Consider the following 19,917-nt stretch of genomic DNA (forward strand, 5'->3'; position numbering starts at 1 on the left):
ACAAGCGGCGCTTTTTTGCTCAAAGCTCAAATTACTTCATTACAGGAATGGCTCCGCTTACTGTTCATATTCGACCCGGACGCCGGCCTTTCGGAACGTCTCCGCCGTCCCGCGATCGAGCCCGCCGTCCGTCAGAATCGCGTTGACCTCCGTCAATCTGGCAAAAGTCCGCAGCGCAACTGTGCCGAATTTATGCCGATCCGCCACCACATAGCGCTCCCTTGCCGATTCGATCAACGCCCGCTTGAAATCGAGAAAATCACCCGTATAAATCGAGAAGCCGTATTCGGCATGCACGCCGGTCGAGGAAAGAAACGCCTTCCGCACGTTGAACGTGCGCACGAGCGCCGCCGCCTCCGGTCCGATCAGCATATTGCGCAAGCGTGCTCCGCCCGGCACCACGAGCCGGATATCGGGCTTGCGGGCAAGCTCGCCGATGATGAAAACATCGTTCGTAATGACGGTCAGCGGACGGTTGTCAAGCTTGCGGGCGATCTCGAACGTCGTCGAGCCGCCGTCCAGCGCGATGATGTCGCCGTCCTCGATATAGCGCATCGCAAGGCCGGCGATCTCGGCCTTCTCCGTATTGTGCCTGGTGAACGGCTCCTTGGCCGGCAGGATCCCGAGCTGCTCGCTCTGCGCCAGCACCGCCCCGCCGTGCACACGCAGAAGAAGCCCTTTCTCCTCGAGCTTCGCGAGGTCCTCGCGAATTGTTTTGCCGGTCACTTGAAGCCGGTCGCTGAGCTCGGCTACGGTGACCTCCTTTTGCGACAGCAGCTGCTCCATAATCGCTTCATATCGCCGTACTGCGTTCATTTGCCCTCATCCGCTTTCGTCTGCTATTTCAAGTCCTTCATCGCAACCATGTCCATGTCGTCGAACGCCTGATTCTCGCCGGCCATGCCCCAGATAAACGTATAGTTGGACGTGCCGACACCGCTGTGGATCGACCAGCTCGGCGAGATGACCGACTGCTCGTTGCGAACGACGACGTGGCGCGTCTCCCGCGGCTCGCCCATCAGGTGGAAAACGACGCCGTCCTCCGGCATGTCGAAGTAGAAATACACCTCGGAGCGGCGGTTGTGCGTGTGGCAGGGCATGGTGTTCCACATGTTGCCGGCTTTCAGCATCGTCAGGCCCATCACGAGCTGGCAGCTTCGGATGCCGTTCTCGTGGATGTATTGGTAGATCGTCCGCTCGTTGGAGTTCGTCAGGCTGCCGAGGTGGCGCGGGTTCGCCTCGCTGATCGCCGCTTTGACGGTTGGATACGTCTGGTGCGCCGGACAGGAATTGAAGTAGAACTTGGCCGGCGATGCCGCATCCGCGCTTGCAAACGCAACCTCTTTGGCGCCGCGTCCGATGTACAGGCAGTCCTTCGTTTCCATGTCGTAGGCCGTGCCGTCCACCGTTACGGTTCCCCTGCCGCCGATATTGATAATGCCGATTTCCCTGCGGTCGAGAAAATGCTCGGCGCCCATTTCCTTCTTGTCGGCCTCAATCCTGATTGCGCCGCCGATCGGCAGAACGCCGCCCACGATAAAGCGGTCCACATGGCTGTAAGTGAGCGTTAGCTCGCCGGGCCGGAACAGCGATTCGATCAGAAATTCGTCGCGCAGCCGGGCGGTGTCGAAACCTTTCACTTCGTTCGGGTGGGAGGCATAGCGGATGTCCATCGTCGATCTCTCCTTTTGATGGGTTCATATTGGTTTGTTAAAAGTTCATTTAAGTTTACTTTACTCCAATATGAACGTTGGTGCAAGAGAAAGCTGCTGTGCGAAGATGGTATTTACATTGTTGGACTATGCTTCATCCGGTGATTGCCGGTCGAACGCTACCGGTGACGTACAGGCTTCCCCATTGCTGGGAGAGCTTGTATACTTATAAGGCTGGGGAAATTCAAACCCATTAAGGAGATCGGTGCCGTGACAACGACCTATCGAAAACCAAACGTCTTTATTGGATGCTCACGCGAAGCGATTGATTATGCGCGAGCGGTAAGTTCTCACCTTGAATGGAAGGCGCAGGTCAATCCCTGGTACGCCGGAACTTTCGGGGCTAATGATTACACGATGGAAGCGCTTGAACGTGAGCTTGACGCTAACGACTTCGGTGTATTCATATTCGCTGCCGAGGACGTGGCTTGGATTCGCAAAAAGCTCGTTTTCATTACCCGCGACAACACCTTGTTCGAAATGGGGTTGTTTTGGGGCAGACTAGGCAGAAGGCGGGTTTTCTGCATCATTCCCCGGGATCTTTCCGACCGCGCCGAAAACAGTGAAGGATTAAACGCCTCGAAATTCCATCTTCCGTCGGACCTGGTTGGCCTCACGCTGCTCGAATACGGACTCCGAGATGACGGAAGTATATTGCGGCGGTGGATGCGGCTTGCGGGGAGATCACTAAAGCGATCGAACGGGAAGGCCTGTTCAAAGACCCTAGAAAGCTCCTTGCTGAACAACGGGCACAGCTTGAACGGAAACAAAGCATCCTGCACTTCTTCTGGGAATATACTAGAAACATGACCGTCTCCGACCCTGCAAAACGATATCCGGCTTACGCCGAGGCCATCCGCAACTCCTTGCTGCCACCGCCCGAATTCAGGATTACCGGGGCGGCTATCTGGAAGAAGATCGATGAGGAGAATATTGGTCAAGTCGGTGGCAATGTCGGTAGGGGAAGAACCTTTCGGTTGGACGAGAATGGGGGCAAAAAGGATGAGGATCAGAAAATCTATGTCGTGGACGCCTTCAAGAGCGGCGGATGGTCCTTTTTCACGCGACAGGAGATTGCCGAGGTATACGTCTTGTGCTATTCTTTAGGTAAGGAACATGTTCTCTCCGTTCACATTTCGGGTAATAAAAGCTTGAGCTTTGAGGAATTGGCAGCAGTGGTTGAGGTAAACGGCGAGCTGCTGGCCACCATAAGACATTTGGTCGGAGGGGATTCGATATGAGCAAACTTCCGAGAAAAGCAGGGGTCCGTGCCTTCGGATCCGTCAAGAACAGCCGTCATGGAGGGCAGGCCGGTGTTCGGTTTGCGCATACCAATAGCAGCGGAAAATGGGTGGAGCGCGATACTAAGACCGGAGTATTTATCGGTCCGTCTGTTGAAGGCGTAGACAAAGAGTATGTAAAAGTCATCAGCGGCAAGGTTACCGACCGGAAGCCTACGTTCGCTCGATAAATACAAACCGCTTCGGCTTATTGGCCGGGCGGTTTTTTTGTTGCTTTGCTTCATTGTCTATTTTTTTCGCTTCTCACATCAATGCAATACGCGACGCGCCCATAGCCAGCGCATGCCGGCCTGTGCTTATTTCTTACCTCTTATCCACTCTGGCATTCAGTTTCTCTAACTCATCACTGACTCTGTGGAGTTCTTGTTTTTGGGCTCAAAATTTTTAAAATATTTGTCGCACCACGAATACAATCGATAAAATGGCCACCACAGTTAATACTTGATTTAAGGCTGTTGTCCAAAACACCATTCGGATTTTTGAATTGTACGTACAAGTGAACGAGTGCTATAATGGCGGTAGCCAACACGGAAGCCTATGCGTACGGGGTGAGCCATGAACCGGAAGGAATTGCCGAAATACAAGCAGTTGAAGGAAGAGATAATGTCGTGGTTCCATACCGGGCGGCTGAAGCCGGATGATCTCATGCCTTCGGAGAACGAAATCGCCGCGCAGTTCGGCCTGAGCCGGCAGACGGTAAGGCAGACGCTGGGCGAGCTGGAGAAGGAAGGTCTGCTGTACCGGAAGCAGGGCAAGGGAACGTTCGTATCCGCGCCGAAGGCGAGACCGGTCAGGGATACGCCGACGATCGGGATGGTTACCACGTATATATCGGATTATATTTTTCCGCACATCGTGCGGGGAGCGGAGGCGGTATTGAGGGAACGGGGATACGGATTGCTGCTTTCCAGTACGGACAACGACAAGAAGAAGGAGAAGGAAGGGCTGCGGTCCATGCTCGGCCATTCGCTCTCCGGGCTCATCATCGAACCGACGAAAAGCGCGCAAGGCAATCCGAACCTGAACGAATACATGACGCTTCAATATCACGGCATCCCCTTCGTCATGATCAACGAGCGCTACCCCGAGCTGGACTGTCCGTGCCTGAAGGTGGATGACGAGGAAGGCGGCTTCCTGGCGGCGGAGCATCTGATCAAGCTGGGCCACCGGCGGATCGCGGGCTTTTTCAAAACGGATGACCTGCAGGGAGCGAACCGGATGAAAGGGTTCATTCGCGCGCATCGCCACTATGAGGTGCCGATGATTCCGGACGCGGTCGCCTACTACTCCTCGGAGGAAAAGCAAACGAAGCCGCATGCCGCCGCGCTCGCTCTGCTGAAGGCGGAGGGACGCCCGACGGCGTTCGTCTGCTACAACGATGAGTTGGCCTTGGCGCTGATGGGGACGGCGAGAGCGGCCGGCATTCGCGTGCCGGAGGACCTGTCGATTGTGGGTTTCGACGACTCGACGCTCGCATCGGCCGCGGACACGAAGCTGACGACATTGACGCATCCGAAAACGGAAATGGGCGCCCAAGCCGCGGAACTCCTGCTCGACCTGATCGCGGGCAAACCCGGAGAAACCGGTGCCGACATCGTGTATAAACCGGAGTTGATCTTACGCGAATCGACCCGGGCAATAAATGTGTAAATGCTTGGTTAAGGGGTGTCGTCGTTGATTTTCCTTAGTGTGATTCTGCTGCTAGCCGGAATATTGATGATGTGGAAGACAACTTTATTTTGGTCACTCACAGAACAATGGACCTCTAAAGACGCAACCGAACCTTCAGATCTGTATATTATGAATACCCGCATCGGTGGGGGGATATGCTTCTTAATTGGTTTGGCGGGAATAATCATTTTTTTGTTTGACTAGCTCGGCGATGAGCTCATTTTGTTCGTGTATCACCTGTTCGAGCCGCTGTATGCTCCGCTCTTGCGTTCGCTCCATTTCGTCCATGCGGGACAGGACATCGGCGAATATAAGCGCGGAGATCCCCTTTTTGAGCGTTCTGCCCGCCTGCTCGATCTTCTCCGAGAGTACGTACAGCACATAGATGATACTTGCGGAAAGGATGAAATAGAAGCCCTGCTTGCTGTGCAAAAAAAGCACGGCGTAGCCTGCGTAAGGAATGGATTTCTTCACCGTACCCGCTACCTGCTCCGGCAGAACGGTAAACGGATCCTCCTCGGGATTATTGTCCCCCTTGATCCGAAAAGTCGGATCCGGCCCCAGCCGGTTCACCTTCACGACACGATGCACGATGGAAGCGGGATAATTGTAGCGGTCCTGCACGATCGCCGGGACATCGACGACGATGATATCTCCGGCTTTGATGTTCATCGGATTGATTTTCTCGACAAGGATCAATGTGCCGACTTGAAACAGCGGCTCCATGCTGCGGCTGGGGATAGCGGCAAAGGGCGGGGTGAAATATTGAAAATACAGCGTTGCCGTTACCAATACGGCCAGTGCCAGAAAGGTAACGATCCTGCCCAAATAATCGACCAACGCTCGCATCATCTTTGCCCGCCCTCCCCTTGTCCAAGCCGTTTCTACACAAAAGCGGCGAAGCAGGCTTTCCCCGCTTTCGCCGCTGCTTCAACGTCTACCGGTTATCGAAACTACCTGACGTCAACATAGAACCGAAGCGAAGTCAGCTGCTGTTGTTGTCCTGGCGGCTGGCCGCCCGGAACGGTAATGCTGGCCAGGATGTACAGCCTGGTTTGGCCGGGAACGGTGGGCTGCAGGATCACATTGCCCCACTGCTCGCTCATCCGTCCCGTGGCGTTCACATCCTTGGACACTTTCGTCACGCCGTCGCTCAGCGTGTAGGCGGAGCTGCTGTCCTCATACCAAACGGCGACGTCGATAAAGGCGTTTTTGTTGTTGAGCGCCTTGCCGATGTCGGTCGGGTTAAGCAAAGACAGGTGGATGGCCGCCTGATCGCTGAAGGTCGGAGAACCCAGGTCAAGCCGGAAAAGCTCGACGCCGTTTACGACCTGCGCTTTGCCTTTCTTTACGGTGAAGCTTCCGGACAACGGGGTCACGGCGGCCATTTTGCCGTCAGGCAGCGTGCTGCCCGGCGTGACGTCGATTTGCAGCGATATGGTAGTGGCTGCCCAGATCATGAGATTGATGGTTAAAAACGTAGCGACGACTGCGGCGAATATATATTTGCGCTTAGTATTCATCGATTAGTGTTATTTATTAACGTAAATCTATGGTGAACTGTGGAGCGAGGTTCGCTGCAACGGATGTGTTCAGAGCATAATAAGAGCCTTCTTTGACGCCGATTCGGTATTTTTGTTGGCCTGTCAATTTCAATGTAACGTAACCGTTCGAAAGGGATAATAATGCGGTGTCGCTGGTGGTAAGCTCCTTCCAGACAGGCGCTAGTGGATCGGTAGTGTCTTCATAATAAACGGCAATTGTCATGTTTAAATAGCTATAGGCTTTTGCCAAGTCATCTGGATTGGTCACATAAAGTGAGGCTATAATTTCGGTTGAAGCATTGCCAGTGGCGTCGATTTGAAAAAGTTCCCCTTGTGTAATCTCTCCGGCCCTGTTAACCGTCGGGCTCCAGGAAGGCCGGTCTGCCGCTACGGTTACTGCGGTTGCATCCATTTTATTCGTGCTGCCGGTAACCGTTACGCTGGTTGTCGTTGAATTGGCGGCAAAGCTGATCGCCGTCGATGCCATAATCGCGATGATTGCCAGAATAAATATTAATCTCTTTTTCTTCATTTCGGGTTCCTCCTCAATATTCCAATCTATGCGTCGATGTTCTCCATGATGCTTCCGTTATGCTTCCGTTATGCGTAATCCCCTCCCCGATATCAGCCCGATTATAAAGCGCGCCAAATACCCCATCGATCGGAGCGATCAGGCGGGTTGCGCTGCCGGCTCCCCATCCTTCAGGCGTCCACATTGCGAAGCGGGTTCCTAGCTTTCCTTATAGGAAAATCGTACTAAAATGTTATTCAAAATGCAAACATAATTTAATTTTTTTAATTCAATCAGACTAAAGTAGCCGTATTATTCAGAAATACGCCACGAATCGACGGCAACATGTAGGGACAACCGAAAGCTTTTTAAATAATTGTTGTTCAGATGTACGTACAAGTGTATAATGGGAGACAGAAGCAGGGAAGCACGCGAAGAAAGGAGAGGGACTTGTTGTTGAAGCAGCTGAAGCAAGAGGTGTTGGAAGCGAATCTGGATCTGCCGAAATATAAAATGGTCACGTTCACGTGGGGAAATGTAAGCGGTATCGACCGTGAGCGCGGGCTCGTCGTCATCAAGCCGAGCGGCGTGCCTTACGAGGAGCTGAAGCGGGACGACCTCGTCGTCGTCGATTTGGAGGGCAACAAGGTGGAGGGCTCGCTGAAGCCTTCGTCGGACACGCCGACGCATCTGGCCTTATATAAAGCTTTTCCCGCGATCGGCGGCATCGTGCACACCCACTCGCCTTGGGCGACCAGCTGGGCGCAGGCGGGTATGGGCATCCCGGCGATGGGCACGACGCACGCGGATTATTTCTACGGCGAGGTGCCGTGCACGCGGCCGATGACGGAAGCCGAAATCAAGGGGGCTTACGAGCTCGAGACCGGCAACGTCATTATCGAAACGTTCCGTTCGCGCGGCATCGATCCGGCGATGGTGCCCGGCGTGCTCGTCTACGCCCATGCGCCGTTCGCCTGGGGCAAGGATGCGCATGAAGCGCTCCACAATGCGGTCGTGCTGGAGGAGGTCGCCAAAATCGGCCACCGTACGGTGCGGCTCAACCAGGAAGTCGGGGCGATGGACCAGACGCTGCTTGACAAGCATTTTCTGCGGAAGCATGGCGCTAACGCTTACTACGGGCAATCGAACCCGGAACAACCATAACCGACAAAGGAGTTGAACCTCGCATGAGCGGCAAAAAATACGCGATCGGCGTCGACTACGGCACCCAATCCGGGCGGGCCGTGCTCGTCGATCTGGCGGACGGTACCGAAGTGGCCGATCACGTCACCCCTTATCCTCACCACGTTATCGACGAGGAGCTGCCGGAATCGCGCATCAAGCTCGAGCATGACTGGGCGCTGCAGCATCCGGCGGATTACATCGAAGTGTTGAAACGCTCGGTGCCTGCGGTGCTGCGGCAATCGGGCATCGATCCGGCGGACGTCATCGGCATCGGCATCGATTTCACGGCCTGCACGATGCTGCCGGTCGACAAGGAAGGCAACCCGCTTTGCCTGCTGTCGGAATACAAGGACAATCCGCACAGCTGGGTGAAGCTGTGGAAGCACCACGCGGCGCAGGACGAGGCGAACCGGATCAACGAGATCGCGGCTGCGCGCGGCGAGAAGTTCCTCCCGCGTTACGGCGGCAAAATCTCATCCGAGTGGATGATCGCCAAGGCATGGCAAATCCTCGACGAGGCGCCGGACCTTTACGAGCAGGCCGATCAGTTTCTGGAGGCGACCGATTGGGTCATTTTCCGGATGACCGGCAACGTCGCCCGCAACAGCTGTACGGCGGGCTACAAGGCGATCTGGCATAAGCGGGACGGCTATCCGTCGAACGACTTTTTCAAGGCGCTGGACCCGAGGCTGGAGAAGCTCGCCGAAACGAAGCTGCGCGGCGATATCGTTCCGCTCGGCACCAACGCGGGCGGACTGACGGCGGAAATGGCGGCGCTGACCGGCTTGAAGCCGGGCATCGCGGTCGCGGTCGGCAACGTCGACGCGCATGCGGCCGTGCCGGCGGTGGGCGTCACCGAACCGGGCAAGCTCGTCATGGCGATGGGCACGTCGATCTGCCATATGCTGCTCGGCAGCGAGGAGAAGGAAGTCGAAGGCATGTGCGGCGTCGTCGAAGACGGCATTATTCCCGGTTACCTCGGCTATGAGGCCGGCCAATCGGCGGTCGGCGACATTTTCGAGTGGTATGTGGAGGAAGCGGTACCGGCCTATGTGAAAGAAGCGGCGCAGCAGGACGGCGTCAGCGTTCACGAGTGGCTGGAAAAGAAAGCTTCCGCCTACAAGCCGGGCCAATCCGGCCTGCTCGCGCTCGATTGGTGGAACGGCAACCGTTCCGTATTGGTGGACACGGACTTGACCGGCTTGCTGCTCGGCTGCACGCTGCTGACCAAGCCGGAGGAGATTTACCGCGCGCTGCTTGAGGCGACCGCTTTCGGCACGCGCAAAATCGTCGACGCGTTCCATGAGAACGGCGTCGAAGTGAACGAGCTGTACGCTTGCGGCGGCCTGCCGCAGAAAAACCGCCTGCTGATGCAAATCTATGCCGACGTCACGAACCGCGAGATCAAGATTGCAGCTTCCAGGCAGACGCCGGCGCTCGGCGCGGCCATGTTCGCCGCGGTTGCGGCGGGCTCGGCAGGCGGCGGCTACGATTCGATCGTCGAAGCGGCGAAGAAGATGGCGCGCGTGCGCGAAGAGACATTCAAGCCGATTCCGGACAATGTCGCCGTGTACGAGAAGCTGTACCAGGAATACTCGAAGCTTCACGATTATTTCGGCCGCGGCGGGAACGACGTCATGAAACGGCTGAAAGCCATTAAAGAGGAGGCATAATCTTATGATGTTGCAAACCAAACCCTATCAATTCTGGTTCGTTACCGGCAGCCAGCATTTGTACGGCCCCGAAACGCTGCAGGAGGTGGAGGCGCACTCCCGCGAGATGGTCGAAGGCCTGAACGGCGATGCCGCCGTTTCTTACGAAATCGTGTTTAAATCGGTGCTGACGACGCCGGACGATATCCGCCGCCTGATGATCGACGCGAACGCGGACGACAACTGCGCGGGGATCATCACGTGGATGCACACCTTTTCGCCTTCGAAAATGTGGATCCGCGGTTTTTCCCAGCTGAAGAAGCCGTATCTTCACTTCGCGACCCAATACAATCGCGATATTCCGTGGGATACGATCGACATGGACTTCATGAACACGAACCAGGCGGCGCACGGCGACCGCGAGCACGGCTTCATCGCCGCCCGCATGGGCATTCCGCGCAAGGTCGTGTTCGGACACTGGGCAAATGCGGACGTCCGCAGGCAGATCGGCGGCTGGCAGCGCACCGCTGCGGCAGTCGCGGAGAGCCGCTCGCTCAAGGTGGCCCGCTTCGGCGACAATATGCGTCAAGTGGCGGTAACCGAAGGCGATAAGGTGGAAGCCGAAATTCAATTCGGCTGGTCGGTGAACGGCTACGGCATCGGCGACCTGGTTGCCCGGATGAATGCCGTGTCGGTAGACGCCGTCAATAAGCTGATGGATGAGTACGCGCAGAAATACGAAATCGTGGCGGAAAGCCAGGAGAAGCGCGATGCGATCGCGTATCAGGCGCGCATCGAGCTCGGTCTTCGCTCGTTCCTCGAAGAGGGCGGCTTCACCGCTTTCACGACGACGTTCGAGGATCTGCACGGCATGAAGCAGCTGCCCGGACTCGCCGTGCAGCGGCTGATGGAGGACGGCTACGGCTTTGCGGGCGAGGGCGACTGGAAAACGGCGGCGCTCGTGCGGCTGATGAAAATCATCGCGGGCAACGAAGGCACGTCGTTCATGGAGGACTACACGTACCACCTCGAGCCGGGCAATGAGCTCGTTCTCGGCTCGCATATGCTGGAGGTGTGCCCGACGATCGCGGCCGGCAAGCCGCGGCTGGAGGTGCATCCGCTCGGCATCGGCGGCAAGGAGGACCCGGCGCGCATGGTATTCAACGGCCGCGGCGGCGCGGCGATCAACGCGTCGATCGTCGATCTCGGCAGCCGCTTCCGCCTGATCATTAACGAGGTGGAGGCGGTGGAAGCGGAGAAGGCGCTGCCTAAACTGCCTGTGGCACGGGTACTGTGGAAGGTGCAGCCGAGCCTGAAGGACGGCGTCGAGTCGTGGATTCACGCCGGAGGCGCGCATCACACCGGCTTCTCGTATGTGGTCACGACCGAGCAGATGGTCGATTTCGCCGAGATGGCCGGCATCGAAGCGGTCGTCATCGACAAGGATACGAAGCCGGCGGCGCTGCGGGGCGAGCTGCGGCTGAACGATATCGCCTGGAAGCTGCTTTAATCGGAAGATGCGGCAGCGAGACCGGCCCCAAGGCAGATCGCTCGTCGGGCTGAGCTGCTAGCTGCGCCGGGAAAACGAATGACATGGATCATACTAACGGCTAGCGAAATTGTTGCGCTAATAGCGCATTCATTTCGCTAGCCGTTTTGCGTTACGCCCGCATCGGGCGGATTAGTGAAGAAGGTTCGCTAAATTGTGAATTTTGTTCTTTATTAGAGAAATTACTTCATTACTCCGCTACCGGAGGAGTCCCTGCCCCGAAACAGCGAACGTAGTTCATTGATAGTGAAGTCTATTCCCTATCCGGTGATGGAGAGGGCGAACCCTTATCCAATTGGACATGCTATATAGGTTACATCGCCTGCAATGCCGCCCGGTTCAATACGTTCCATGGCTTGTTGAAGTGCGGCTGGAAAAAGAAATCGACGAAGCCCAGTTGTTCCACGGTCATGCCGTTCTGGATGCAAACCGACAGCGTATTGATCGACTGCGTCAGATCCGCCTTCGAGAGCACCTGAGCGCCGATCAGGCGGCCGGTCGTTTCGTCGTAGACGATTTTCAGCAGCACCTTCTCGACATGGGGCATGAAGCCGGGACGGTCCTCCTCCTCGATTGTGACTGTTTTCACATGAATGCCCGCGTCAAGCGCCGCCTGCTCGGTCAGCCCCGTCGATGCGATATTCAAGTCGTACAGGCGGATGCCCGACGTGCCTTGCGTCCCCATGTATTGGACGGTCGGGACGAGCAGGTTCCGCGCAACGAGCGTTCCCATCCGCACCGCGTTCGTGGCGAGCGGGATGTAGGCGTGCGTTTGCAGCGGATTATAGTACACCGCACAGCTGTCGCCTGCCGCGAACACGTCGGGGTTGCTCGTGCGCATATACTCGTCCGTCATGATGGCGCCGTTCGGCAGCATATCGACCTGGCCCTTCAGCAGCTCCGTATTAGGCCGGAAACCGATGCACAGAATAACAAGGTCTGTCTCGTAGCTGCCGTCCGTGGTGACGACACTCGCGACTCTGCCGTTTTCTCCTTGGAATCCCGTGACGGTACGGTCAAGCGCCAGCTTCACGCCGCGTTCTGCCAGCTCCGCTTCGACGCGTTCCGTGAAGGCCGGGTCCAAGTATTTGAAAAGCACCCTGTCCGCGTTATCGATTAACGTCACCTGTTTGCCCATTTGCTCGAACGCCTCGACCAGCTCGATGCCGATATAGCCCGCGCCGACAACCGTGACGCGGTTGGCGCGCTCGGCTTTCGCGACGATCGCTTTGGCGTGGCTGTAGTTTTTGCACAGCTGGACATTGTCGAGCTCGATGCCCGGGAGATTGGGAATGATCGGCCACGAGCCTGTCGTAACGACGAGCTTGTCATAGGTGTCGGTCAGCGTGTCGCCTGTGTTCAGGTTGCGCACCCGGACCGTCTTGGCTGCCGTGTCGACCGCAAGCACGTCATGCCGCATCCGGGTGGCGACGCCGAGCTCGGCGAGCTGGGCGGGTGTGGCGTAAAAAAGCTCATCGACGTCCTTGACGACGCCGCCGACATGCAAAGCGATGCCGCACGACAGGAACGACACCGTGTCGTTGCGTTCGTAAACGGTAATCTCGGCATCCGGATAAAGCAACGCCATCTGGGTGACGGCGGCGGTTCCTGCGTGGGTACAGCCGATAACGATGATTTTCATCGAAAATTCCTCCTTGGTGTTTGGCGGGTTGGATGAAGGCGGCTAGATTACGTGAATGGTTTCACATAAAAGTATGCGATAAAGGGCGGCGCATTATACGGAATGCGAACCGAATTTATTTGTGATTAGTTTCACATCCAACCTCTTGCCATCATCTTACCTCCGTTGAAGTCGAAATGCAAGTCTTTTTGTGAAATAAATCACGTTATACCTCCAAGGAACGGATACGGCAAGAAAGGTGCCGGCGTTCCCCCCTTGCCAAAGTTCCCCAGTTCGGTTACGATTATGACCACCAAGCATGGAAAGGGTGACCTTTACTCCGATGTGGGGCTAATCCTGTTTGAACGAAGCATCGCAAGCGACGAGCCGCCTGGGCGGCGGCGTACAGTGTCGAAACAGCCGGCCATTCTGCGCAGCATGCCGCAGGTGATAACGGCCGTTCTATTCGCGATGTTCCGGACAGGATTGCGCGTCTTCGCCATCGGCCTGCAAGGACCTTTTATGCCTGCCCGCCGCCATACGGGCAACGGTCTTTTTCCGCCACGCGAACGCCTTCTTTCCGGAACACGGACAAGGAGGTTTTTTTGTGCTGATTTTGGAAAGTCACCATATTGAACATACAATCGGGGATCGGCTGTTATTTGCGTTCGATAGGCTGAGCGTCGGCAAGCACGATCGAATCGGCGTCGTCGGCCTCAACGGCACCGGGAAAACAACGCTTCTGCGCATATTGGCAGGGCAGCTCGAACCCGACAAAGGCACGGTCACGACAACGGTGACCAGGACGTTCATTCCCCAGCTTAAGCCTGACATCGGCTTTTTGAGCGGCGGGGAAGTGACGGCGAGATATATCGATGAGGCGCTGGCCGCACGGTCGGAGCTGCTGTTCGCCGACGAGCCGACCATGCATTTGGACGTCGAGCGGATCGAAAGATTGGAGGAGCGCTTCCGGCAGTACCAGGGGGCCATTGTCGTCGTTTCCCACGACCGGGCGTTTCTCGACCGGATCTGTTCCCGTATCTGGGCGGTCGAGGATCGGACGGTGCGCGTGTACAAGGGCGGTTACAGCGACTATGAGACGCAGCGGGAGCTGGAGAAGCGGCAGCATCATGAACGTTACGAAGCCTATGTCGATAAGAGGCGCCAACTGGAGGAAGCGGTCGCCCTGAAGAACGGCAAGGCCTCGGGGATGATGAAGCCGCCGAACGGTGTGGGACCTTCGGAAGCCCGGGGGGGCAAGGATTTTCGCGGGTCGACGCAGAAAGGCGTGCACAAATCGATCAAGGCGCTGGAGACGCGAATCGAGAAGCTGGAACGGGTGGAGAAGCCGCGCGAGCTTCCGCGGGTGAAGATGCAATTGCCGAATGAAGCGGCGCTGCACAAGCTGACGGCCATTCGGGTCGAACGGCTGACGGCGAAGGCAGGTGAACGGACATTATGGTCCAACGTATCATTCGCGCTGCAAGCCGGCCGGAAGGCGGCGTTGATCGGGTCGAACGGCTCGGGCAAAACGACGCTGCTCAAACGGATATTGAGCAGGGAGGCCGGCGTATCGATCGCTTCCGCCGTCAAGCCGGGCTATTTCAGTCAGAACCTCGACATACTGAACCCTGCGAAGTCGGTTTTGGCCAATGCCGCGGAAACGGCGGTGCAATCCGACGCCGTCGTCCGCAACGTGCTGGCGAGGCTGCTTTTTACAAGGGACGACGTCTATAAGCCTGTCGGTGTGTTAAGCGGCGGAGAGAGGGTGAAGGCCGCCTTCGCCAAGCTTTTTGTCAGCGACATTAATCTTCTGATCCTGGACGAACCGACCAACTTTCTCGATATTCCTTCAATTGAGGCATTGGAGCAATTGCTCCGTGATTACGAGGGCACGCTGCTGTTCGTTTCGCACGACCGCCGCCTGATCCGCGGAGCGGCGAATCAGATCCTTCATATAACGGATGGAAGGATCGTCAGCTATGACGGCACATACGCCGATTATGAAGACCATCTGCTCCGAGCGGCGCAAGCCGGGGCGCCCGATCTCGAGGAGGAGCTGATGATGACGGAAACGAAGCTCTCGGAGGTTTTGGGCAAGCTGGGCATGCCCGGCCCGGCGGATGATCCGGACATGCTGGATAGATTGTTTCGTCAGCTGGCTAGCCGCCGTAACGAGTTAAAGAAGCTGCTGGGCCGAAAATGACGCTGCGCCTATTTCCCGGGAAATTCGACACTAAAACGCTTTCCTTGGAAAAAAGCGGCTTCATCAGCCTTTCGTTTGATCCTACCTTCCGCGGGTTAAATAAAAAGTGTCTGATTTTTGATCAAAAAGTGAACTTTTTTTGAACAATTGTGGTATACTAATCTCAAGAAAACCCTTACAAAGCGGAAGGGAAGTGATGGCAATGGCAATGAAAATGGAGAATGTCTCGGAAGACCGCCGCCGGCGGGAGGGCAAACGGGTTTTCTCTTTTATGAATATGATGGCGTGGATCGCCCTAGGTGTCGGGGTCGTTATGAGCGTTGCGAATCTGGGCTATCTCAGCGAGGAGAATTTACCCCTGATGCTCGGTATCGGATTTTTGGTAGGAAGCGTGTTCATTTACACGATCGGCACCGCCATCAGCATGGTCGAGCAGCGCAAGCAGGATAACGAGGCCGACGAGAAAATCGAATAACAGATTGGCGGATACGAAGACAAACCTCTCTATGATGCGGTAGGGAGGTTTTTTCATGCGCGCTTTTCACCTTCTTGCGAAGTGATTGGAAGGGGCGGAGCGCGGTTTAATACTTATATAATGCGCAAACCACATGCGGGCAGACGCATGTGGTTTTTTCCATGGCAGGGCCATACAATCGTCGAAAAGGTGAACATTCCTTTACGGAATTAAGGCGTTTCGTTGACGCCTTTGTTAACAGTGCCCCCGTGTGCTCGGGGATGTGTTATTTTTATCACATGTAAACTGAAACGTTTGGAACTTCAATTGGGGGAGTTGAGAAACATGAAAGAGACGCCGGTCTATAAGCGGATTGCTGCGGTTTTTGCGGTGATCGGCCTGGCACTGATCGCATCCGGGTGTTCCAATCTGATCGTGCTTGATCCGAAAGGGCCGATCGGCGAGCAGCAAAAGGACTTGATCTGGTTCACCATCATTATCTCGCTGGCGGTCTTGATTCCCGTGTGGGCATTGACGGTGTTTGTGATCATGCGTTACAGGGACAAGCCGGACAACAAAGCGCGCTATAAGCCGGATTGGGAGCACAGCACGAAGCTGGAGACCATCTGGTGGGGCGTGCCGATCCTGATCATTATCCTGCTGGGAGTCGTAACCGTTCGTTATACGTATGCGCTTGAGCCGTCAAAACCGATCGCGGCGGAGAATGAAACGATGACGATTCAGGTTGCGTCGCTCGATTGGAAATGGCTGTTTATTTATCCCGAGCAAGGAGTCGCGTCGGTCAACTATGTGCGGTTCCCGGTCGACACCGCAGTCAGGTTCGAGATCACGGCGGATGCGCCGACGAACTCGTTCTGGATTCCGCAGCTCGGCGGACAGGTATATGCCATGTCGGGCATGACCATGAAGCTGAACCTGAAAGCGGACGAACCGGGCAAGTACATGGGTTCGGGCGCGAATTTCAGCGGAGAATATTTTGAGCGGATGAGATTTACGGCCGAGGCCGGGTCTCAGGCCGAATTCGACGCCTGGGTCGAGGATGTCAAGGCGTCGTCGAAGCCGCTCACGCTTGCGGGCTACAAGCAATTGGCCGAACCGGGTGTGTCCGACGTGCTGGCGTTCTCGTCGTACCCGGAAGGACTGTTCCGGACGATCGTGGACAAATACTCCGCGGCGAAAAAGAACGAGCTGTATGAGCCGGTCGTTCCGCCGCGCGAGCGGGACGGGCGATGGTCGCAAGAGCAACTGCAAATCCAACAGGAAAGCGAACGTCGGGAGTCTGATGGGACTTCCGCGGGGAACTAACCGAGAAGGGGGGAAATTACCGTGCTAGAAAGGCTTAAAGCTTTCGCGTCCGAATTTTTCGTGACGGGGAGCCCGCTCATCCTCGGCGCCCAGGTCAGCATCGGGCTTACGATGGTAGCGGTTGTCGCTGCGCTGACCTATTTCAAGAAATGGGGCTGGCTGTGGCGTGAGTGGCTGACGACCGTCGATCACAAGCGGATCGGCATCATGTATGTCATCTCCGCCTTGCTTATGCTGTTCCGGGGCGGTGTCGACGCCCTGCTGATGAGAACGCAGCTCGCCGTGCCGGATATGAAATTCCTGACGCCGGAACACTATAACCAGATTTTCACGACGCATGGCGTTATTATGATTCTCTTCATGGCCATGCCGCTGATGTTCGGCTTGTTCAATATCGTCGTGCCGCTGCAAATCGGCGCGCGCGACGTCGCATTTCCTTTCCTCAATGCGTTAAGCTTCTGGCTCTTTTTCTGGGGCGCGATGCTGTTCAACGTGTCGTTCGTCATCGGCGGTTCGCCGGATGCCGGCTGGCTCGCTTATCCGCCGCTTTCGGGGTCGGCCTTCAGCCCCGGCGTCGGTCAGGACTTTTACATTTGGGGTATCCAGATATCCGGTATCGGCTCCTTGATGACCGGCATCAACTTCATCGTCACGATCCTGAAAATGAGAGCGCCGGGCATGAAGCTCATGCAAATGCCGATGTTTACATGGTCGGTGCTTTCGAGCAGCGTCACGATTATTTTCGCGTTTCCGATTCTGACCGTCACACTCGCGCTCCTGGCGCTCGACCGGATGCTCGGCGCGCACTTCTTCACGCTGGACGGCGGCGGCAACCCGTTGATGTATATCAACCTGATCTGGATGTGGGGCCATCCTGAGGTTTACATCGTTATTTTGCCCGCCTTCGGCATTTTCTCGGAGGTTGTGGCGACGTTCTCCAAGAAGAAAATATTCGGCTACAAGTCGATGGTGTTCGCCTTGATGAGCATCAGCGTCGCCTCTTTCTTCACCTGGGCGCACCATTTCTTCACGATGGGCTCAGGCGCCAATGTCAACGCGTTTTTCGCCGTCTCGACAATGATCATCGCGATTCCTACGGGGGTCAAGATTTTCAACTGGCTGTTCACGATGTTCCGCGGACGCATTACGTTCCGGACGCCGATGATGTGGACGATCGGTTTTATCTTTGTCTTCGTCGTGGGCGGATTGACCGGGGTCATGCTCTCGGTTGCGCCCGCCAATTTTCAGCTGCACAACAGCTATTTCCTGATAGCGCACTTCCATCAGGTGCTGATCGGCGGGGTGGCATTCGGCTATTTCGCCGGCCTGTATTACTGGTGGCCGAAGGTGTTCGGCTTCAAGCTGAACGAAAAGCTCGGCATGTGGGCGTTCTGGACCTGGAACATCGGCTTCTATGTGACCTTCATGCCGCAATATTTGGTCGGCCTGGACGGCATGACGCGGCGGATGAGCACGTACGGCTGGGACACGGGCTGGTACGGCTTGAACCTGACGTCGACGATCGGCGCCTTCATGATGGGTCTCGGCTTCCTGTTCCAGGTGTGGCAAATCGCGCACAGCATCAAGTTCATGGAGCGGGATACGACAGGCGATCCCTGGAACGGACGCACCCTCGAGTGGTCGATTCCGTCGCCGGCGCCGCTCTATAACTTCGCGGTCGTTCCGCATGTGTCGGAGCGCGATCCGTGGTGGGAGGAGAAGAAGCGCCGCGAGCAAGGCGCCGCTCCGGCGCCGCAGCCTGCTCTGGAACCGATTCATATGCCGAAAAATTCGTCTATTCCGTTCATTAAATCGTTCTTCTGGTTCGTTGCGGGCTTCGGTTTCGTATGGGATTGGTATTGGATGGCCATCCCGGGGATGATCGGCGTCGCGGCATGCATGCTTGCTCATTCATTTACGTACGATAACGATTACTATATCCCGGTGGATGAGATCAAAAAGACGGAAGCCGCGTTAAGGGGGACGGTATGATGGCACAAGCCAAGGGTCATGCGCCTGCGCATGGACATGAACACGGCCATGACGGCCATCATGACCAGGAAGAGCTGCGCCAGTTCGGTTTCTGGATCTTCCTGATCACGGACGTTATCCTGTTCGGCACGCTGTTCGCAACCTATATCGTGCTGCGGGGCAACACGGACGGAGGCCCCGGTCCGGAGCTGTTCGAGCTGGGCGGGATCATCGCCTCGACTTTCATATTGCTGACAAGCAGCTTCACCAGCGGGCTCGCCGTGCTTGCAATGAATCAAGGCAACAAAAAAGCGCTGATCGGCTGGCTCGCGGTAACCGTGCTGCTCGGCGCGTCCTTCATCTATCTGGAAGTGACGGAATTTGCGAAGCTGGTTGAAGAGGGCGCAAACATCGGTACCAGCGCCTTCTGGTCGGCGTTCTACACGCTGGTCGGCACGCACGGACTTCACGTTTCGGTCGGTCTTGTCTGGATGACGGCGCTCATGATCCAGATCGCCCGCCGCGGCATCACGCCGGTGACGAAGCGCAAGGTGAATATCGTCAGCCTGTATTGGCACTTTCTCGACGTCGTCTGGATCTTCGTCTTCACGATCGTGTATCTGATGGGGGTGATGTAGGATGGCGCACGGCTCGCAAAATACGCACGGTTCGCACGGTCATGGGCACGGGCATCACGGCCCCGAAGGGGCTCACACCCATGGCGCGCTGAAGCAGTATGTCATCGGCTTCGTTCTGTCGATTATTCTGACGATTATCCCGCTCATGGTCGTGATGAACGACCTGCTCGAGGGGACGGCCGCCATTGTCGTCCTGCTCGTCGCGGCGGTGCTGCAATTCGCGGTGCAGCTGCTGTTCTTCATGCATCTTCGCGAAGAAGAGAAGCCGCGATATAATCTGATGACGCTTGTTTTCGGGCTTGTCATATTGATTACCATCGTCGGCGGTTCGATATGGATCATGGCCTACAACGTTGTGGGCAGCTGATCGATAGGAAGTAATAAAGAGTGCTGGCGCTTACGTTGTGAGTAGTGAGAAGGCTGTCGGGTAACCGGCAGTCTTCTTTCTGTTTCTGCAGTTTGCGATATCGGGTGCGGCTGAGAGAACGGCGAATCGGTGCGGAAGGGCAAATTGGATCGTTAGCGGCACACGGTGCCGTTAATCGGCCTGAAAGGCTGGCGGAAGCTCCATTAGCG

General features: G+C 56.4%; 20 protein-coding genes. 14 read left to right on the forward strand and 6 right to left on the reverse strand.

Annotated elements, in window-relative coordinates:
* Nucleotides 1-57: 57 nt before the first annotated feature.
* Both RWM61_RS03435 and kduI read right to left on the reverse strand, forming a co-directional pair.
* Nucleotides 58-816, reverse strand: coding sequence for a DeoR/GlpR family DNA-binding transcription regulator (locus RWM61_RS03435; RefSeq protein ID WP_313997424.1), 759 nt, complete (start codon nucleotides 814-816; stop codon nucleotides 58-60).
* 23 nt (nucleotides 817-839) lie between these two features.
* Nucleotides 840-1,673, reverse strand: coding sequence for a 5-dehydro-4-deoxy-D-glucuronate isomerase (gene kduI / locus RWM61_RS03440; protein ID WP_313997426.1), 834 nt, complete (start codon nucleotides 1,671-1,673; stop codon nucleotides 840-842).
* Between the two features lie 249 nt (nucleotides 1,674-1,922).
* Here kduI and RWM61_RS03445 point away from each other — a divergent pair, with 249 nt between their 5' ends.
* From RWM61_RS03445 to RWM61_RS20200, 5 genes are all read left to right on the forward strand, one after another.
* Nucleotides 1,923-2,522: a TIR domain-containing protein gene (locus tag RWM61_RS03445; protein WP_313997428.1), complete on the forward strand. Its 600-nt coding sequence runs from the start codon at nucleotides 1,923-1,925 to the stop codon at nucleotides 2,520-2,522.
* Nucleotides 2,519-2,953 carry a hypothetical protein gene (locus RWM61_RS03450; protein WP_313997431.1) on the forward strand — a complete coding sequence of 145 codons (435 nt, stop codon included), beginning with the start codon at nucleotides 2,519-2,521 and terminating at the stop codon, nucleotides 2,951-2,953. The genes RWM61_RS03445 and RWM61_RS03450 overlap by 4 nt, the downstream gene beginning before the upstream one ends.
* Complete coding sequence (locus tag RWM61_RS03455; protein ID WP_313997433.1) at nucleotides 2,950-3,183, forward strand: hypothetical protein; 234 nt, start codon at nucleotides 2,950-2,952, stop codon at nucleotides 3,181-3,183. Before RWM61_RS03450 ends, RWM61_RS03455 begins: the two co-directional genes overlap by 4 nt.
* Before the next feature lie 385 nt (nucleotides 3,184-3,568).
* Nucleotides 3,569-4,663, forward strand: coding sequence for a GntR family transcriptional regulator (locus tag RWM61_RS03460; RefSeq protein WP_313997435.1), 1,095 nt, complete (start codon nucleotides 3,569-3,571; stop codon nucleotides 4,661-4,663).
* A gap of 69 nt (nucleotides 4,664-4,732) precedes the next feature.
* A complete protein-coding gene (locus RWM61_RS20200; protein WP_399537861.1) occupies nucleotides 4,733-4,888 on the forward strand; it encodes a DUF6199 family natural product biosynthesis protein in 156 nt (51 codons plus the stop codon).
* Here the strand turns inward: RWM61_RS20200 and RWM61_RS03465 are convergent.
* From RWM61_RS03465 to RWM61_RS03475, 3 genes are all read right to left on the reverse strand, one after another.
* Nucleotides 4,847-5,536 (reverse strand): signal peptidase I, encoded by a 690-nt coding sequence (locus RWM61_RS03465; protein WP_313997437.1) that lies wholly within the window; start codon nucleotides 5,534-5,536, stop codon nucleotides 4,847-4,849. The two genes, RWM61_RS20200 and RWM61_RS03465, sit on opposite strands and share 42 nt — an antisense overlap.
* A 101-nt stretch (nucleotides 5,537-5,637) precedes the next feature.
* Nucleotides 5,638-6,207, reverse strand: a complete 570-nt coding sequence (locus tag RWM61_RS03470; protein ID WP_313997439.1) for a hypothetical protein — start codon at nucleotides 6,205-6,207, stop codon at nucleotides 5,638-5,640.
* A 16-nt stretch (nucleotides 6,208-6,223) separates the two neighbouring features.
* Nucleotides 6,224-6,760, reverse strand: a complete 537-nt coding sequence (locus tag RWM61_RS03475) for a hypothetical protein (protein ID WP_313997441.1) — start codon at nucleotides 6,758-6,760, stop codon at nucleotides 6,224-6,226.
* 432 nt (nucleotides 6,761-7,192) lie between these two features.
* On the opposite strand from RWM61_RS03475, the gene araD reads away from it, so the two are divergent.
* Genes araD through araA form a run of 3 tightly spaced genes read left to right on the forward strand, consistent with a single transcriptional unit; the run spans nucleotide 7,193 to nucleotide 11,086 of the window.
* Entirely contained in the window at nucleotides 7,193-7,903 is a 711-nt protein-coding gene (gene araD, locus RWM61_RS03480) for an L-ribulose-5-phosphate 4-epimerase (protein WP_313997443.1), read from the forward strand.
* A gap of 23 nt (nucleotides 7,904-7,926) precedes the next feature.
* Complete coding sequence (locus tag RWM61_RS03485; protein ID WP_313997445.1) at nucleotides 7,927-9,597, forward strand: ribulokinase; 1,671 nt, start codon at nucleotides 7,927-7,929, stop codon at nucleotides 9,595-9,597.
* A gap of 7 nt (nucleotides 9,598-9,604) precedes the next feature.
* Complete coding sequence (gene araA, locus RWM61_RS03490; RefSeq protein ID WP_313997657.1) at nucleotides 9,605-11,086, forward strand: L-arabinose isomerase; 1,482 nt, start codon at nucleotides 9,605-9,607, stop codon at nucleotides 11,084-11,086.
* 352 nt (nucleotides 11,087-11,438) lie between these two features.
* Here araA and RWM61_RS03495 read toward each other — a convergent pair whose 3' ends face one another.
* The gene (locus RWM61_RS03495) at nucleotides 11,439-12,767 is read right to left on the reverse strand and encodes an FAD-dependent oxidoreductase (protein ID WP_313997447.1); all 1,329 of its coding nucleotides are present in this window, start codon (nucleotides 12,765-12,767) and stop codon (nucleotides 11,439-11,441) included.
* Nucleotides 12,768-13,353: 586 nt separating this feature from the next.
* Here RWM61_RS03495 and abc-f point away from each other — a divergent pair.
* The 6 genes from abc-f (at nucleotide 13,354) to cyoD (ending at nucleotide 19,708) form a co-directional block, all read left to right on the forward strand.
* On the forward strand, nucleotides 13,354-14,952 hold the full coding sequence (gene abc-f, locus RWM61_RS03500; protein ID WP_313997449.1) for a ribosomal protection-like ABC-F family protein: 1,599 nt from the start codon (nucleotides 13,354-13,356) through the stop codon (nucleotides 14,950-14,952).
* Nucleotides 14,953-15,154: 202 nt separating this feature from the next.
* Nucleotides 15,155-15,427, forward strand: coding sequence for a hypothetical protein (locus RWM61_RS03505; RefSeq protein ID WP_313997451.1), 273 nt, complete (start codon nucleotides 15,155-15,157; stop codon nucleotides 15,425-15,427).
* A gap of 324 nt (nucleotides 15,428-15,751) precedes the next feature.
* Nucleotides 15,752-16,732: a ubiquinol oxidase subunit II gene (cyoA, locus tag RWM61_RS03510; RefSeq protein ID WP_313997453.1), complete on the forward strand. Its 981-nt coding sequence runs from the start codon at nucleotides 15,752-15,754 to the stop codon at nucleotides 16,730-16,732.
* Between the two features lie 21 nt (nucleotides 16,733-16,753).
* Nucleotides 16,754-18,724: a cbb3-type cytochrome c oxidase subunit I gene (locus tag RWM61_RS03515; protein ID WP_313997455.1), complete on the forward strand. Its 1,971-nt coding sequence runs from the start codon at nucleotides 16,754-16,756 to the stop codon at nucleotides 18,722-18,724.
* Nucleotides 18,724-19,341 carry a cytochrome o ubiquinol oxidase subunit III gene (gene cyoC, locus RWM61_RS03520; RefSeq protein WP_313997457.1) on the forward strand — a complete coding sequence of 206 codons (618 nt, stop codon included), beginning with the start codon at nucleotides 18,724-18,726 and terminating at the stop codon, nucleotides 19,339-19,341. Before RWM61_RS03515 ends, cyoC begins: the two co-directional genes overlap by 1 nt.
* A 1-nt stretch (nucleotide 19,342) precedes the next feature.
* The gene (gene cyoD, locus RWM61_RS03525) at nucleotides 19,343-19,708 is read left to right on the forward strand and encodes a cytochrome o ubiquinol oxidase subunit IV (protein ID WP_313997459.1); all 366 of its coding nucleotides are present in this window, start codon (nucleotides 19,343-19,345) and stop codon (nucleotides 19,706-19,708) included.
* Nucleotides 19,709-19,917: the final 209 nt, after the last annotated feature.

Origin of the sequence: uncultured Paenibacillus sp. (genome assembly GCF_963515335.1) — a bacterium.
Lineage (GTDB): Bacteria > Bacillota > Bacilli > Paenibacillales > Paenibacillaceae > Paenibacillus_I.

Bases quoted from the DNA above. Each gene is read 5' to 3' on its own strand.
- RWM61_RS03435 (WP_313997424.1), bottom strand. From the start codon at position 816: ATGAACGCAGTACGGCGATATGAAGCGATTATGGAGCAGCTGCTGTCG.
- kduI (WP_313997426.1), bottom strand. From the start codon at position 1,673: ATGGACATCCGCTATGCCTCCCACCCGAACGAAGTGAAAGGTTTCGAC.
- RWM61_RS03450 (WP_313997431.1), top strand. From the start codon at position 2,519: ATGACCGTCTCCGACCCTGCAAAACGATATCCGGCTTACGCCGAGGCC.
- RWM61_RS03455 (WP_313997433.1), top strand. From the start codon at position 2,950: ATGAGCAAACTTCCGAGAAAAGCAGGGGTCCGTGCCTTCGGATCCGTC.
- RWM61_RS03460 (WP_313997435.1), top strand. From the start codon at position 3,569: ATGAACCGGAAGGAATTGCCGAAATACAAGCAGTTGAAGGAAGAGATA.
- RWM61_RS20200 (WP_399537861.1), top strand. From the start codon at position 4,733: ATGTGGAAGACAACTTTATTTTGGTCACTCACAGAACAATGGACCTCT.
- RWM61_RS03465 (WP_313997437.1), bottom strand. From the start codon at position 5,536: ATGATGCGAGCGTTGGTCGATTATTTGGGCAGGATCGTTACCTTTCTG.
- RWM61_RS03470 (WP_313997439.1), bottom strand. From the start codon at position 6,207: ATGAATACTAAGCGCAAATATATATTCGCCGCAGTCGTCGCTACGTTT.
- RWM61_RS03475 (WP_313997441.1), bottom strand. From the start codon at position 6,760: ATGAAGAAAAAGAGATTAATATTTATTCTGGCAATCATCGCGATTATG.
- RWM61_RS03485 (WP_313997445.1), top strand. From the start codon at position 7,927: ATGAGCGGCAAAAAATACGCGATCGGCGTCGACTACGGCACCCAATCC.
- araA (WP_313997657.1), top strand. From the start codon at position 9,605: ATGTTGCAAACCAAACCCTATCAATTCTGGTTCGTTACCGGCAGCCAG.
- RWM61_RS03495 (WP_313997447.1), bottom strand. From the start codon at position 12,767: ATGAAAATCATCGTTATCGGCTGTACCCACGCAGGAACCGCCGCCGTC.
- RWM61_RS03505 (WP_313997451.1), top strand. From the start codon at position 15,155: ATGGCAATGAAAATGGAGAATGTCTCGGAAGACCGCCGCCGGCGGGAG.
- cyoA (WP_313997453.1), top strand. From the start codon at position 15,752: ATGAAAGAGACGCCGGTCTATAAGCGGATTGCTGCGGTTTTTGCGGTG.
- cyoC (WP_313997457.1), top strand. From the start codon at position 18,724: ATGGCACAAGCCAAGGGTCATGCGCCTGCGCATGGACATGAACACGGC.
- cyoD (WP_313997459.1), top strand. From the start codon at position 19,343: ATGGCGCACGGCTCGCAAAATACGCACGGTTCGCACGGTCATGGGCAC.